This window comes from Orenia metallireducens, from assembly GCF_001693735.1.
Classification (GTDB): Bacteria; Bacillota; Halanaerobiia; order Halobacteroidales; family Halobacteroidaceae; genus Orenia; species Orenia metallireducens.
In genome coordinates this window covers 79,170-91,171 of record NZ_LWDV01000008.1, presented here as the reverse complement: position 1 = coordinate 91,171, position 12,002 = coordinate 79,170, and the positions used below count along the sequence as shown (strand labels likewise).

The window sequence follows — 12,002 nt, the reverse complement described above, 5'->3', positions numbered from 1 at the left end:
ATTATATTATACCATAAATAGAAAAGGCTGTTGACAATAACTTTGTCAACAACCTGAAGTAACCCAATAAATTGGGTTACTTCAAAATTCTATAAACTTAAGCCAGCCTGCTTTAATGCTTGCTTTAAAGCATGATTATAAGCATCAGTACTAACAGTAGCACCAGAGACTATATCTATATCTGTTGATTGTTCTTGAACTGCCACCTTAGGAAATTCATTATATAACTTCTTAGCTGGATAGTATGGATATCTAAAACCTTTATTCCCTGCTAATTCTTCTCTCTTCTCATCATGAGCTGGGATAATCTCTATCTTTTTAATCATCTCTTTCTCAATTGTTACCTTTAATAAGACATAGCCATGATCTTCATAATCTTTAGCAATTCCATAATACAAATTCCTATCATACTCTCCAGAGGATATAGCCAAAGCCATATTAGTAGCTTCTCTATACTGATTATAGCTTTTTGTTGCTCCTGCGATTAAATCAACCTCTGTAGATTGTTTATTAACCACCTCTTGGGGGAACTTATTAAAGGCTTCTATCGCCTCTTTACTAGGATAATTCTCCCCTTTTACAGGATTGATAATCTCAACCTTATCAATTTTACCTTGATCTATTGTTACTTGGATAACTACATCTCCATGTTTATCAGGTACATAGCCAATATAGCTACCATCATGATACTTGTTCTCAGCAGATATTACTGGACTTATTATTTCTAGTAATAAAATCAAAATCAAAAATATATTAGCTAACCTCTTCATCTTAATAACCTCCTTTATAGATAATTATACGTTAAACTTAAAGTAAATCTATATTCTTCGTTATAAAGTTTACTATATAGAGTACTTTATATTTAGACGTGTGAGTTTAAAGTTTGATTTTATAAGGGTATTGCAACAGTAACTAGTAAAGGGTAATAGGTGACAAGTTAAGTTCTTTACTGATTACTGGTTACTCCTTACTCATCACTTATCACTCTTCAACTTCTTACCATGCTCTAAAATAATCTGTCTTTCAGCTAACTGACCAACTTTAGGGTCATGGGTTACCATCAAAATACTATGACCTTGCTTATGTAGCTCTTCAAATAAATTTACTACTATCTGTTCATTCTCTTTATCCAAATTACCTGTAGGTTCATCGGCTAAGATTAGCTTAGGATAATTAATCAATGCTCTAGCAATACAGACCCTCTGCTGCTCCCCTCCAGATAGTTCTTTAGGAAGATGATTGGCGCGATGACCTAAACCTACTCGCTCTAAAGCCTTTAATGCCTCATCTTCATCAGCCATACTATGATAGTATTGAGCTACCATTACATTCTCTACAGCAGTTAGATATGGCACTAAATGAAACTGTTGGAAGACCAATCCAATCTTCTCTCTTCTTACTTTTGTAAGTTCTTTCTTATTCAACTTAGAAATATCAATTCCATCTATCTTTACTACCCCTTTACTGGGAGTATCCATACAGCCAATTAGATTTAACATAGTACTCTTTCCAGAACCAGAAGGCCCCATAATAGAGACCCATTCCCCATGTTTTATCTCTAAACTCACATCGTCTAATGCTCGTACATCACCATCATAAATCTTTGATACATTCTCTAATGTAATTAAACCCATCTTTAACACCTCACTATTTATAAAAATATGCGACTACCTAGTATAAATCAAAATCTTTTTTTGCCACGGATACACACAGACCTTCACCAATTAATTCAAAACCATTTTAAAAACTAAATTTCTAATTAAGCCTTTTGCTCTTAGTTTGTATTAATTAGTGCTTTATTCGTGATAAGAATAATTATTTTTTGACCTTTATCTACGTTTTATCTGTGTTAATCCGTGGCTAAATCATTCTTTTTCGCCTTTTATATACTTTAAATTTTAGTTGTTAATTGTACATTTATTATCTCTTTTAATCCTTATTCACCCTTGAGCGTAACTGCTGGATCAATATCAACTACTCTACTTACTGGTAAAGTCGATGCTATACAGGAGACTACAATTGATAAGATAAAGGAAGAGACCATCACCATCCTTCTAAAGGAGATAGCTGAAGCAAAGACACTCCTTCCAATCAACTGTGCCCCTAAAAACCCTAGGCCATATCCAACTAAACCACCGATTCCACCTAAGATAATTGCTTCTGTCAAAAATTCGGTGATTACATCCTTATTCTCAGCACCTAGTGCCTTCTTTAAAGCAATTTCCTCTTTACGTTCTGCTACTATTGTCATCATCGTTGTCGATACACAAAGTAAAGTAGATAATAAGATTACCATTACTACTAAGTACATTAATGATTTAATCTTATCCAAAACCTTCCCTTCAGAGCTAGCAATCTTTTGAATAGTCTCTAACTCTACCCCTGATAGCTTCTGATTTATCTCAGCTACCTTAGTCTTTAAATCTTCTCCTTTAGTTATTACACTAAGATAAGCTGTATTAAGCTGATCTTCTTTAGCCAATAGCCTTTGAGCTACCCCTAGATTTAAGAAGATACGATTATCTGCATCATCACCAGTCTCTACTATAGCAGTCACTAGAAAATCTTCACTGCCCCAAGTATTCTCTGTAGCTAACTTCAATTTATCACCGATATCATAGCCCAACTTCTCAGCTACATCACGACCAATTACCACTTCATCACTAATCCCATGACTTACAGGCAATTCACCTTCAACCTGCCAATAAGGATTGATCTTATCAATCTGGTCAAACCATGTTCCTACCAATACAACAGGCTTATTACTTTTAAAAACAGAAGTCTGTGATTCTACCTCAGCTATCCCGTAAAGATTAGGTCGATAACCAACCAACTCCTCCTGACCAAACTCTTCAATAACCTCCTCTAGCTCCTTTAGAGAAAGATTTTCAGATTTATCTGAATTAGGCTTTAAAGCCAAATTTGCTCCATAGGTTCTTAACTCCTTACTCATCTTGATATTGATATCATAATAAACACTAAATAGAGCTGAGATTACTCCAATTCCTACAACTATAGCAAAGAATACGATGGCAACCCTTGATTTTCTCTCCTTTAGTGCTTGAGATATCATTCTCAAAAACATCTTCCATTTTTTCATAAGATCACTTCCTTAACCGTGTAATACTTCAGCTGGTTCTAATTTTAGTGCAATCCTCAATGGAGAAATACTACCACACAAAGCTACTATAACTGCCAACAATAAGATAAAGGGCATTACTATCAATTTAACAGCAATAGCCATTCCGAATACCTGTTGACCAATTAGCCCTGCAAAACCTATACCTAACAGATAGCCTAATCCCCCACCAATAATACCAACCACTACAATCTCAATCACAAATAATGCTATCACTGCAAAATCACTAGCACCAATCGCCTTCAATAGTCCAATCTCCTTCTTCCGTTCTAGTACCTTGGTAGTCATAATACTTGAGATTCCTAGTCCTGAACTGATTAGTGAAGCTATAGTCACTAATAACATTAATAATTGAATCTTATTTAAGACCTTCCCTTCAGATTCTGAAATCTGGCGAACCTGTTTGGCTACAACACCAGAAATTGCCTCTTCTATCTGGAAGGTTATAGAACTAACATAAGCTGTACAGTACCAAGTCTCAAACTCTTCAGCAGTCAATGCCTCAGGATCCGCTTGAGCCTTTCTTGCTAGGTCATTGACTGGTGTAGTCAAAGCACTAACCTCTATCTTATCTACCTTATCCTCTAGACCTACTGCTTCTTGTAGGAAATCTAATGGTAGATAAATCTGCTTCTCTGCCTCATCACCACTATTGATGATTCCAATGACTTGAATTTTTCTGTTAACTATATCTTCTCCTTGACCAAAGTCTAGGCTAATAGTATCTCCTACCTTTAAGTTAAACTTATTAGCCAGCTTCTCACCAATCATTGCCTGATTCTTGTCTCTACCATCTCTAATCCAGCTTCCATCTATCTTCCACCAAGATTTAATCTCCTTGACTCCAAATCTAAACTTCTCCCCTGTAGGAATTCTAATTTCATCATCAAACCAAGTGCCTATTATCGGTATCTCTTCTCCATCAACCTTTACACTAGCTTTTAAATAAGGGGCTAAGTTGACTATATTATGGCGCCAGAAGATTATCTTAATTCTCGCAACATCCTCCTCTGATATGTAATCCTTATCAGCCCCGTGGGCATTGAAATCAACACCATCAATCTCTACTGGTAATGACTCTGATTCTGGAACTACAACTATATTGGAACCATAGGATTTTAGCTCTTGATTCATCTTATCCCCAACATCTAAGGATACACTTAACATTGCTGTAGCCAAGGATGCTCCAAAGGTTATGGCTAAAATAGCCAATAATTTAGATTTAAGCCCTCTAGTAAAGGAGCTTTTTAACATTCTAATTAACATCTTTACACCTCCTACTTCGCAAAGAAATCTTCTCTTTCTAACAAGTCCTCAAGTCTAATTTTGATACTATCCTGATCAACTCCATAAGGTAGAGGAATTGGGTTACATCCACCTGGGAAGTTAATTGTCATCTTATTCATCACTACATCACAGCGCTTACAGACTACCTCATCATCACGCTGATAATAACCTGCCACTCCACAGATTTCACAGGCATCATAGACTACACCATAAGCATCCTCAGTCTTTTTAAGTAAGAAGAATTTAATTAATGTACCCCTTTCTGTCTCATAGGAATAACGGTGTATCTCTCCATCCTCTAAATCTGCTTTAGGAACTATAAATTGACCATTTTCTGGTTCTACCGCTATAGCAGGAACCAGCTCTATCTCCTGATTGGCATAGATATAATTTACTCCTAGTAGGGCTATACATAATAATAATACCCCTACCCCAGCCTTAGCCCAAAAGACTTTATCCTTAAGCTCTGCTTTAATCTTTCTAGCTTCAGCAAAATTTAGCTCTTTAAGCTCTGGTATTCTTTCCTTCTTAAATAGATTGATAAGTAGTGAAATAACTATTATTCCTACTAAAATATAAAAGAATCGCTCGATATTATTATAAAGTGGAGCCAATTTTGAGATCAACCTTGGAGTAGCTGTAATAACACCCTTAACTATAAATCCATAAAAGACTAAAATACTTAAGCGTGCTAAATTAATGAAATAGATTAAAACAATTAAATTACGACTACCCACTATTGTTAACTTCTTATGGGACTTAACCAAGGTAAAGGCAAAAACTATACCTAAGAGAATCCCTAAAAACCCACCAAAATACTGTAATAATAAAGCAGTATTAATACCAGTTGTCAACATCTCACTCTGTGCCATCTCTTTTGGAAATAAAAATAACCTTGTTTCAAACTTTACCCCTAAGTATAATGTAAATAAAAATATAATAATCTCTGAAAATAAAGAGCTCTCTACCTGCACTCTACTCCCATTAATAGATATTTTTCTATACTTACTACTCTGATAAAAACTCCAACCAATCATCACTATAGTTAGGATAAATCCAATAAAGGATAAAAATATCTCAATCTCCTTAGCAATCCTTAAATGATTCAAAGAATAGACCAATAATAGACTGAATAATAGAGCCAAAGCTAATCCACCATAACCATAATTAGCCAACTCCTTCCTTTTAATCTTATATATAAAGCCAAATAATAATCCACTTAAAATCGCCAACTCTAAACTATCTCTTAGGGTTAAAGCTAAAGTTTCTAACATAACTAACACTCCCTTCATAAACGACTAAATCCCCAGGCTCAATTTCCAAAACCTGGGGTTAGTCTATTATAGTTGATTAAATATTTCCTGTATAAGTGAAGTCCCACTCAACTTTGATAGGCTTCTTCCAAAATCTCTTATCTACACCAGTCTCTTTATCAACATGTTGTAAGAAATCTTGCTTAGCTGGTGAATGGATAATATAAGTAAGTTTGTAGTTACCAATCCCCATCATCTTAACATTAGCACCATAGTGAGGTCCATCACTAGCTACCATCGGCATGAAAGTACCTTCTTGTACTTCACCAGTATCTACATTCTCTAATCTATAATCTACTGTTAAATATGGAACCCATGCTCCAAAAGGAATACCATATGGATTACCAAGTAATGCTGCAATATCTGCTTCAATATGAAGGTCAGATTCATTTACAGCTAAACCAGCTTTATCACTTGGTTCCATTGGTACTGACTGGAAGTATACTGCTGCAATCTGCATATGATTAACTTCCTTTGCCTCTCCAATTGGATATTCTGTAAATGCATATGTATTAACTGCTACGCCTACTAATAACGCCATTACCATCACAAAAGTCAACATAGATCTTCTTAATTTCATCTTAACCCCTCCAAATTTTAATTTCTAATTTATTTAAGCTACTTGCTCATTTCCCTTAAAGGAATAAATTAAACCAATAACTGCTGCTATCACTAATAGAACTTGTAGACTCAAGGTCTGCCAGGTTGGATAGACCCCTAGCCAAGTTATAGTTGGAAGACCATCAATTCTGGTCGCTCCTAGAATAGAAGCTTCTTGTAACTCTCTCATTCCTTGACCAGCAAATACAAAGGCAAGATAATAAAGTAATCCACTAGTTACCATAAAGAATGGTTTTAAAGGTAACTTCAAGCTTCCTTTCTGTACTATCATATAGATAATCGCCAAAGCCACACAACCTACTAAAAATCCTAAGCCAATCATTCCATAAGCACTCTTATCAGTCTTCACAAATAAGGCCTGGTAGAAGAGAACTGTCTCTGCCCCCTCACGATAGACTGCTAAAAATACTGCACTCCATAAAGCCCAACTATTACCAGTAGCCAAAGAATCCTTAACCTTCCCTTGGATATACTCTTCCCATTTCTTAGCCTCTACCTTACTGATTAACCAGAAACTAACTGAGAATAGTACTACCATTGCCAGCAACATTGTAATTCCTTCTAATAACTCTTGACCCAAACCACTAATATGGAATACATACTTAAATAAGAATGCTGTTACAACACTAGCTATAAGGGCTACGATTGTACTATTATATACCGTCTTAACCCTATCTTCATTACCAGATTTGATTAAGTAAGCAAGTATAGCACTAATAACTAAGATTGCTTCAAAACCTTCTCTGACAATAATCATAAAGGAATAAATAAATTTAGCCAAAGGACTGTCATCTTCTCTAGGTGCTAGCTCATCTAAGCTTGTAGCATAAATATTTATTTCTTTCACCAACATATCTGCCATCGCTTGTACCTCTTGTTGACTAACTCCTTTATCCATCAACTTCTTGATTTGGCTGAACATATACTCAACTTTAAAGGCATTCTGTCCACCTATATAACGTTGAATAGCCTGTTCCATCTCTTCACCTTCAAAAGGAATGAAATAAGCGTCAGTAATGCTCTTTTTAGCTCCTTCTAAATCACCTTTTTGATAAAGTTCGAGACCTTTATTGATTCTAACTTCAATATCATCTGTAACATCATGCCAAGTAGCTGCATAAGTATCAGCAGTGAAATTTACTATTAGTACAGATAATATAAAGAAGATTAATAATAACCTATTAAACCTATTATCCATTATTTCTCCCCCCTTTCTTTGAATATTGAATTTAATTTTGAAATTCATTATCAATGCAAATCAAAAAAATATACTTTCTATTGATCTTATTCAACATAATCTAAGTTATATATAATGAAACTCGTTATCAACATTTAACATTATAGATAATTAATCTTACTTTGTCAAGGGTTTAGTTAAATTAGTTTATTTAACTAATTTTAAAAAGTATAGTTTTCCAATAAAAATTCTTAGTATTAATTTAAAAAGCCGCAGTTATTCAACTTCTTATAGATACAAGACCACGATCGACGACAGAATAAGACTGGAACATCACAAGATTTAGCCTTACACTTGACATTTTCACATAGATTATGGCTGATATAATCGGTCATAACTAAGACCATATCTGCATCTGTACTCAACTGAAATTTATAAGTATTTCTACCAGTAACATGCTCTATCTCCTTAAAACCTAATTTGTTAAGCTTATCTGGGATATTTCCTAACCTATCCCCTCCTACAATCACAATCGACATAGCTTCTCCTCCTTTTAGAAAACGATATTCGTTATCAATTGTACTCATTATATCTTAGTCATTAAATTCTTGTTGTGAGATATCTCACAACTACCTTTAAAGAGTTATTTCCTCTAATGCTTAAATTGATAATAATTCTCATTGTATGCTATTATAATAAATTAGTTATTTTCTGTCAAGAGTTTTGGTAAACATTTCTCCTTTAGGCGACTTATATTTTCAAACCAAGACTACTTTTTCAGGAATAGTTCTTCGGGTTTGAAATGATAACTCTCCGAGGGATTTTAATTTTTATGGTCCTCCTTCAGAACGAAAAAGTATAATAAATCCTTAGTATTAGAGTGATTTCATAGAATTTAAACTAATTTTTGAAGGAGATATTGGGAAGATACCGAACTATCTAAAAGAGTATTACTGGTATATACCAAAATTACTCATAAATAAATTTCTTTAAATTTACAAGTTTAATAATTGAGTGTCTAACTTAAAATCATTGCTTATACTATAAGTAGGAGGGTGAACAGATGACAGAAAAAGAGAAGATGTTAGCTGGAGAATTATATGATGCTTCTGATGAACAACTAGTCTTAGAAAGAATTAATGCTAGAAAGATGACAAGGCTTTTTAATGAATCAACAGACAAGAACAGACATGATATTCTGAAAGAACTTTTTGGTAGCACTGGGGAAAGGTTTTATATCGAGCCAAACTTTCGCTGTGATTATGGTAGTAATATTTATCTTGGAGATAACTTCTATGCCAATTTTGACTGTATTATCTTAGATGTCTGTAAAGTCATTATAGGGAAGAACTGTATGTTAGGACCAAGAGTATCTATCTATACTGCTACCCATCCATTAGGTGCCAAGTTAAGAGTTTCAGGAGCAGAGTATGGTAAACCAGTAACAATTGGTGATAATGTTTGGATTGGAGGAAGTGCAACTATTAATCCAGGTGTTACTATCGGTGATAATGTTGTAGTAGCCTCTGGTGCTGTTGTTGTTAAAGATGTACCTAATAATGTAGTTGTGGGAGGTAATCCTGCTAAGACCATCAAGAAACTTTAACATTATAATCAATTAAGTAGATAGGAGAGTGAAGAGAATGAGAATAGAACATATTGCAATTTGGACTAATAATCTTGAAAGATTAAAGGAATTTTATATTAAATATTTTAATGCTACAGCAGGAGATAAATATATTAATGAGTCTAAAAGTTTTGAATCATACTTTCTATCTTTTGATCAAGGATGCCGTTTAGAGATTATGCACAAACCATCAATACCTGAGAACTCAAACAATGTATATGACCAGTATCTAGGATTGATTCACTTTGCCATTTCAGTTGGGAGCAAGAGTAAAGTCTTAGCTATCACAGAACGATTAAGAGAAGATGGCTATGAGATTATAGGTGAACCTAGAACGACTGGAGATGGCTACTTTGAAAGTGTAATTTTAGATCCAGATAGAAATAGAATTGAAATAACTGCTTAATTAGAGCTTCTTAAGAAATAATTTTAATAACTATAGCTTTCTTTAATTAAAAAGATACTCTATTAAATAAAAAAGCATATAAAAAGGCAACCCTAGCTAGGGTTGCCTTTTCTCTATACTCTAAAATTCATAATTTCTCATTAAATCCTCTAAAGTATCCCTTCTTCTAACTAATACATCTTCGCCATCCTCTTTGATTAAGACCTCTGCTGGACGTAATCTCTGATTATAGTTAGAACTCATCACATAACCATAGGCTCCAGCATCTAGAATTCCAATAATATCCCCCTCAACTATCTCAGGTAACAGTCTATTCTTAGCAATAATATCTCCACTTTCACAGATATTTCCTACTATCAATACCTCTTCCTTATTATCAGACTCTCTATCTTGCTTACTATAAATTTCAACATCATGGTGTGACTCATATAACATAGGTCTCATCAATACATTAAAGCCAAGGTCACTACCTACATACTTTCTATCATAGTTTACCTTAGTAGCATAAGCCTCTCCTAACAAGACTCCGCATTCTGCTACAATATATCTACCTGGTTCTATCTTAAAAGTAATCTCCTTACCATACTCTGCTACCCATTCTCTTAACACCTTGTCCAATCCCTTGCCTAGCTGAGCCAAATCCAACCGCTCTTGCCCATCCTGCTTATGATATGGAATTCCAAAGCCACCACCAAAGTCAACAAACTCCAAATCATCAAAGTTACCAGCTATATCAAGTACAGATTTAATTCCTTCTATGTAGGAATCACTTTCCATAAATAATGAACCGATATGCTGATTAATCCCAATTAATCTTAAATTGTACTTATTTAAAATCTCTTTAACATTATCAATATATCTAGGGTCTACTCCAAATTTAGTCTTCTTACCACCTGTTACTACCTTCTCATGGTGCCCTGCACCTACTCCAGGGTTGAATCTGATAGCAACCTCTCCACCTTCATTTATCTGACCAAACAACTCTAATTGAGAAAGTGAATCTACACTGACCATTACTCCAGCCTCAATAGCATACTTCAACTCCTCAGCAGAAACATTATTACTGATATATAAAATCTCTTCAGGTTCAAAGCCAGCCTTTAACTCTATAAAGATCTCTCCTGGTGACATCGCGTCTACCTGTAAGCCTTCCTCTTTAACTATCTTCAATAACTCTAAATTGGTATTAGCCTTTGCTGAATAATTAACTACAAAGTTCGGATAACTTACTAGATTTTTCAACTCTCTACATCTTGCTCTTAATATCCTTTCATTATAAACATATAAAGGGCTCCCATACTTCTTAACCAAATCAATTGGATTACTATTACCATAAAAATTTTCTTTGTCTGTAACTTCTGCAAAACTCCACTGCATACTCTGCTCCTCCTTAATTCTTATATTAATATTTGTTATAACTTTCGCTATATCAACTACTCTATTCTCCTTTATAACCTTATAGATATTGATAGTTATTATCAATATGCTAAAAAAAGAAGCTATTGCTTATTGACAATCTTCGCAATAGCCATAAAACTTAATCTTATGTTCAGTTACTTTAAAGCTGTGTCTCTTCTCTAATTCAGATTCAAACTCCTCTAAAACCTCATCATTAAACTCTATTACCTTACCACATTTGCTACATACTAAATGATGATGGTGCTCTTCACCTGTCTCTAATTCATATCGCCTGCAATTTTCATCAAAGGTCAATTGTTGAATAATCCCTAATTCACAAAATAGCTCTAAGGTCCGATAAACTGTAGCCAAACCAATTCCTGGGTCTTCTGTCTTTACAATATTATAGACCTCTTCCGCACTTAAATGTTCTCCTTTATTGTTTATCAGAATCTGGAGAATAATCTTTCTTTGTGCAGTAAGTTTATAGTTACTTGCTGCCAAAATACTCTTCAAATTATCTAATGTAGCCTCCATCAAATTCACCTACTAACTTAATGATTATCATTTTTAATTATAACTTATTGGTTGTCTTAATGTCAACCCCTTCCATTGATTATTACTTTTCTATTTAATTTAATAAATCCTTTATAATATTAGATATTTTATTTAAAATATCATAAAACTTATCAGAAAGTGCTGTAGATAACTTCTTGCCCCAACTATCACTAAAAATACCTATAGTCACCATTAATAACTCCTTTAATGATTTGGATTCTGTAGGTTTAATAATCAGATAATCTAACTCTCCAGGCTGAATTAATTCTCTCATCGTATCTAAAATCACAACCTTTTCAGCTTGAATACTTTGTAGTGTCTCAAATAAATCTTCTCCATCAGCACCACCATTAATAAAGGATATATCTAGTTTCTCTGAAAACATAACCTTCAATTTTTCTATCAAATAAATTGCAACACCCTTATCTTGTTTACGTATGTCCCCTAATCCTATTACGGCTAATCTATAGGACATA

Annotated in this window: 13 protein-coding genes; 2 read left to right on the top strand and 11 right to left on the bottom strand. The window is 34.1% G+C overall.

Annotated elements, in window-relative coordinates; genetic code table 11:
* Positions 1-89: 89 nt before the first annotated feature.
* The 8 genes from U472_RS05285 to U472_RS05250 all read right to left on the bottom strand — a co-directional run bounded on the left by U472_RS05285 (position 90) and on the right by U472_RS05250 (position 8,076).
* Entirely contained in the window at positions 90-770 is a 681-nt protein-coding gene (locus tag U472_RS05285) for an FMN-binding protein (protein ID WP_068716249.1), read from the bottom strand.
* A gap of 204 nt (positions 771-974) precedes the next feature.
* Positions 975-1,634 carry an ABC transporter ATP-binding protein gene (locus U472_RS05280; protein ID WP_068716247.1) on the bottom strand — a complete coding sequence of 220 codons (660 nt, stop codon included), beginning with the start codon at positions 1,632-1,634 and terminating at the stop codon, positions 975-977.
* 302 nt (positions 1,635-1,936) lie between these two features.
* Positions 1,937-3,100, bottom strand: a complete 1,164-nt coding sequence (locus U472_RS05275; RefSeq protein WP_068716245.1) for an ABC transporter permease — start codon at positions 3,098-3,100, stop codon at positions 1,937-1,939.
* A gap of 12 nt (positions 3,101-3,112) precedes the next feature.
* Positions 3,113-4,405, bottom strand: a complete 1,293-nt coding sequence (locus U472_RS05270; protein ID WP_068716243.1) for an ABC transporter permease — start codon at positions 4,403-4,405, stop codon at positions 3,113-3,115.
* An 11-nt stretch (positions 4,406-4,416) separates the two neighbouring features.
* Positions 4,417-5,700 (bottom strand): Fe-S-containing protein, encoded by a 1,284-nt coding sequence (locus U472_RS05265; protein WP_068716242.1) that lies wholly within the window; start codon positions 5,698-5,700, stop codon positions 4,417-4,419.
* Positions 5,701-5,776: 76 nt separating this feature from the next.
* The gene (locus tag U472_RS05260) at positions 5,777-6,319 is read right to left on the bottom strand and encodes an iron transporter (RefSeq protein WP_218059044.1); all 543 of its coding nucleotides are present in this window, start codon (positions 6,317-6,319) and stop codon (positions 5,777-5,779) included.
* Between the two features lie 33 nt (positions 6,320-6,352).
* Positions 6,353-7,558 (bottom strand): FTR1 family iron permease, encoded by a 1,206-nt coding sequence (locus U472_RS05255; protein ID WP_068716241.1) that lies wholly within the window; start codon positions 7,556-7,558, stop codon positions 6,353-6,355.
* Between the two features lie 236 nt (positions 7,559-7,794).
* Entirely contained in the window at positions 7,795-8,076 is a 282-nt protein-coding gene (locus tag U472_RS05250) for a DUF2325 domain-containing protein (protein WP_068716239.1), read from the bottom strand.
* Positions 8,077-8,600: 524 nt separating this feature from the next.
* Between U472_RS05250 and U472_RS05245 the strand changes: the two genes are divergently transcribed.
* Together U472_RS05245 and U472_RS05240 are read left to right on the top strand one after the other, a co-directional pair.
* Positions 8,601-9,143 (top strand): maltose acetyltransferase domain-containing protein, encoded by a 543-nt coding sequence (locus U472_RS05245; protein WP_068716237.1) that lies wholly within the window; start codon positions 8,601-8,603, stop codon positions 9,141-9,143.
* Positions 9,144-9,180: 37 nt separating this feature from the next.
* The gene (locus U472_RS05240; RefSeq protein ID WP_068716235.1) at positions 9,181-9,570 is read left to right on the top strand and encodes a VOC family protein; all 390 of its coding nucleotides are present in this window, start codon (positions 9,181-9,183) and stop codon (positions 9,568-9,570) included.
* Positions 9,571-9,690: 120 nt separating this feature from the next.
* Here the strand turns inward: U472_RS05240 and lysA are convergent, their stop codons facing one another.
* From lysA to U472_RS05225, 3 genes are all read right to left on the bottom strand, one after another.
* Positions 9,691-10,947: a diaminopimelate decarboxylase gene (gene lysA, locus U472_RS05235; RefSeq protein WP_068716233.1), complete on the bottom strand. Its 1,257-nt coding sequence runs from the start codon at positions 10,945-10,947 to the stop codon at positions 9,691-9,693.
* A gap of 129 nt (positions 10,948-11,076) precedes the next feature.
* Positions 11,077-11,505 (bottom strand): Fur family transcriptional regulator, encoded by a 429-nt coding sequence (locus U472_RS05230; protein WP_068716230.1) that lies wholly within the window; start codon positions 11,503-11,505, stop codon positions 11,077-11,079.
* Between the two features lie 94 nt (positions 11,506-11,599).
* Positions 11,600-12,001 carry a hypothetical protein gene (locus tag U472_RS05225; RefSeq protein ID WP_068716228.1) on the bottom strand — a complete coding sequence of 134 codons (402 nt, stop codon included), beginning with the start codon at positions 11,999-12,001 and terminating at the stop codon, positions 11,600-11,602.
* Position 12,002: the final 1 nt, after the last annotated feature.

What these genes read in the sequence shown, in the direction of transcription:
- U472_RS05285 (WP_068716249.1), bottom strand. Translation starts at nt 770, where the DNA reads ATGAAGAGGTTAGCTAATATATTTTTGATTTTGATTTTATTACTAGAA.
- U472_RS05280 (WP_068716247.1), bottom strand. Translation starts at nt 1,634, where the DNA reads ATGGGTTTAATTACATTAGAGAATGTATCAAAGATTTATGATGGTGAT.
- U472_RS05275 (WP_068716245.1), bottom strand. Translation starts at nt 3,100, where the DNA reads ATGAAAAAATGGAAGATGTTTTTGAGAATGATATCTCAAGCACTAAAG.
- U472_RS05270 (WP_068716243.1), bottom strand. Translation starts at nt 4,405, where the DNA reads ATGTTAATTAGAATGTTAAAAAGCTCCTTTACTAGAGGGCTTAAATCT.
- U472_RS05265 (WP_068716242.1), bottom strand. Translation starts at nt 5,700, where the DNA reads ATGTTAGAAACTTTAGCTTTAACCCTAAGAGATAGTTTAGAGTTGGCG.
- U472_RS05260 (WP_218059044.1), bottom strand. Translation starts at nt 6,319, where the DNA reads ATGAAATTAAGAAGATCTATGTTGACTTTTGTGATGGTAATGGCGTTA.
- U472_RS05255 (WP_068716241.1), bottom strand. Translation starts at nt 7,558, where the DNA reads ATGGATAATAGGTTTAATAGGTTATTATTAATCTTCTTTATATTATCT.
- U472_RS05250 (WP_068716239.1), bottom strand. Translation starts at nt 8,076, where the DNA reads ATGTCGATTGTGATTGTAGGAGGGGATAGGTTAGGAAATATCCCAGAT.
- U472_RS05245 (WP_068716237.1), top strand. Translation starts at nt 8,601, where the DNA reads ATGACAGAAAAAGAGAAGATGTTAGCTGGAGAATTATATGATGCTTCT.
- U472_RS05240 (WP_068716235.1), top strand. Translation starts at nt 9,181, where the DNA reads ATGAGAATAGAACATATTGCAATTTGGACTAATAATCTTGAAAGATTA.
- lysA (WP_068716233.1), bottom strand. Translation starts at nt 10,947, where the DNA reads ATGCAGTGGAGTTTTGCAGAAGTTACAGACAAAGAAAATTTTTATGGT.
- U472_RS05230 (WP_068716230.1), bottom strand. Translation starts at nt 11,505, where the DNA reads ATGGAGGCTACATTAGATAATTTGAAGAGTATTTTGGCAGCAAGTAAC.
- U472_RS05225 (WP_068716228.1), bottom strand. Translation starts at nt 12,001, where the DNA reads ATGTCCTATAGATTAGCCGTAATAGGATTAGGGGACATACGTAAACAA.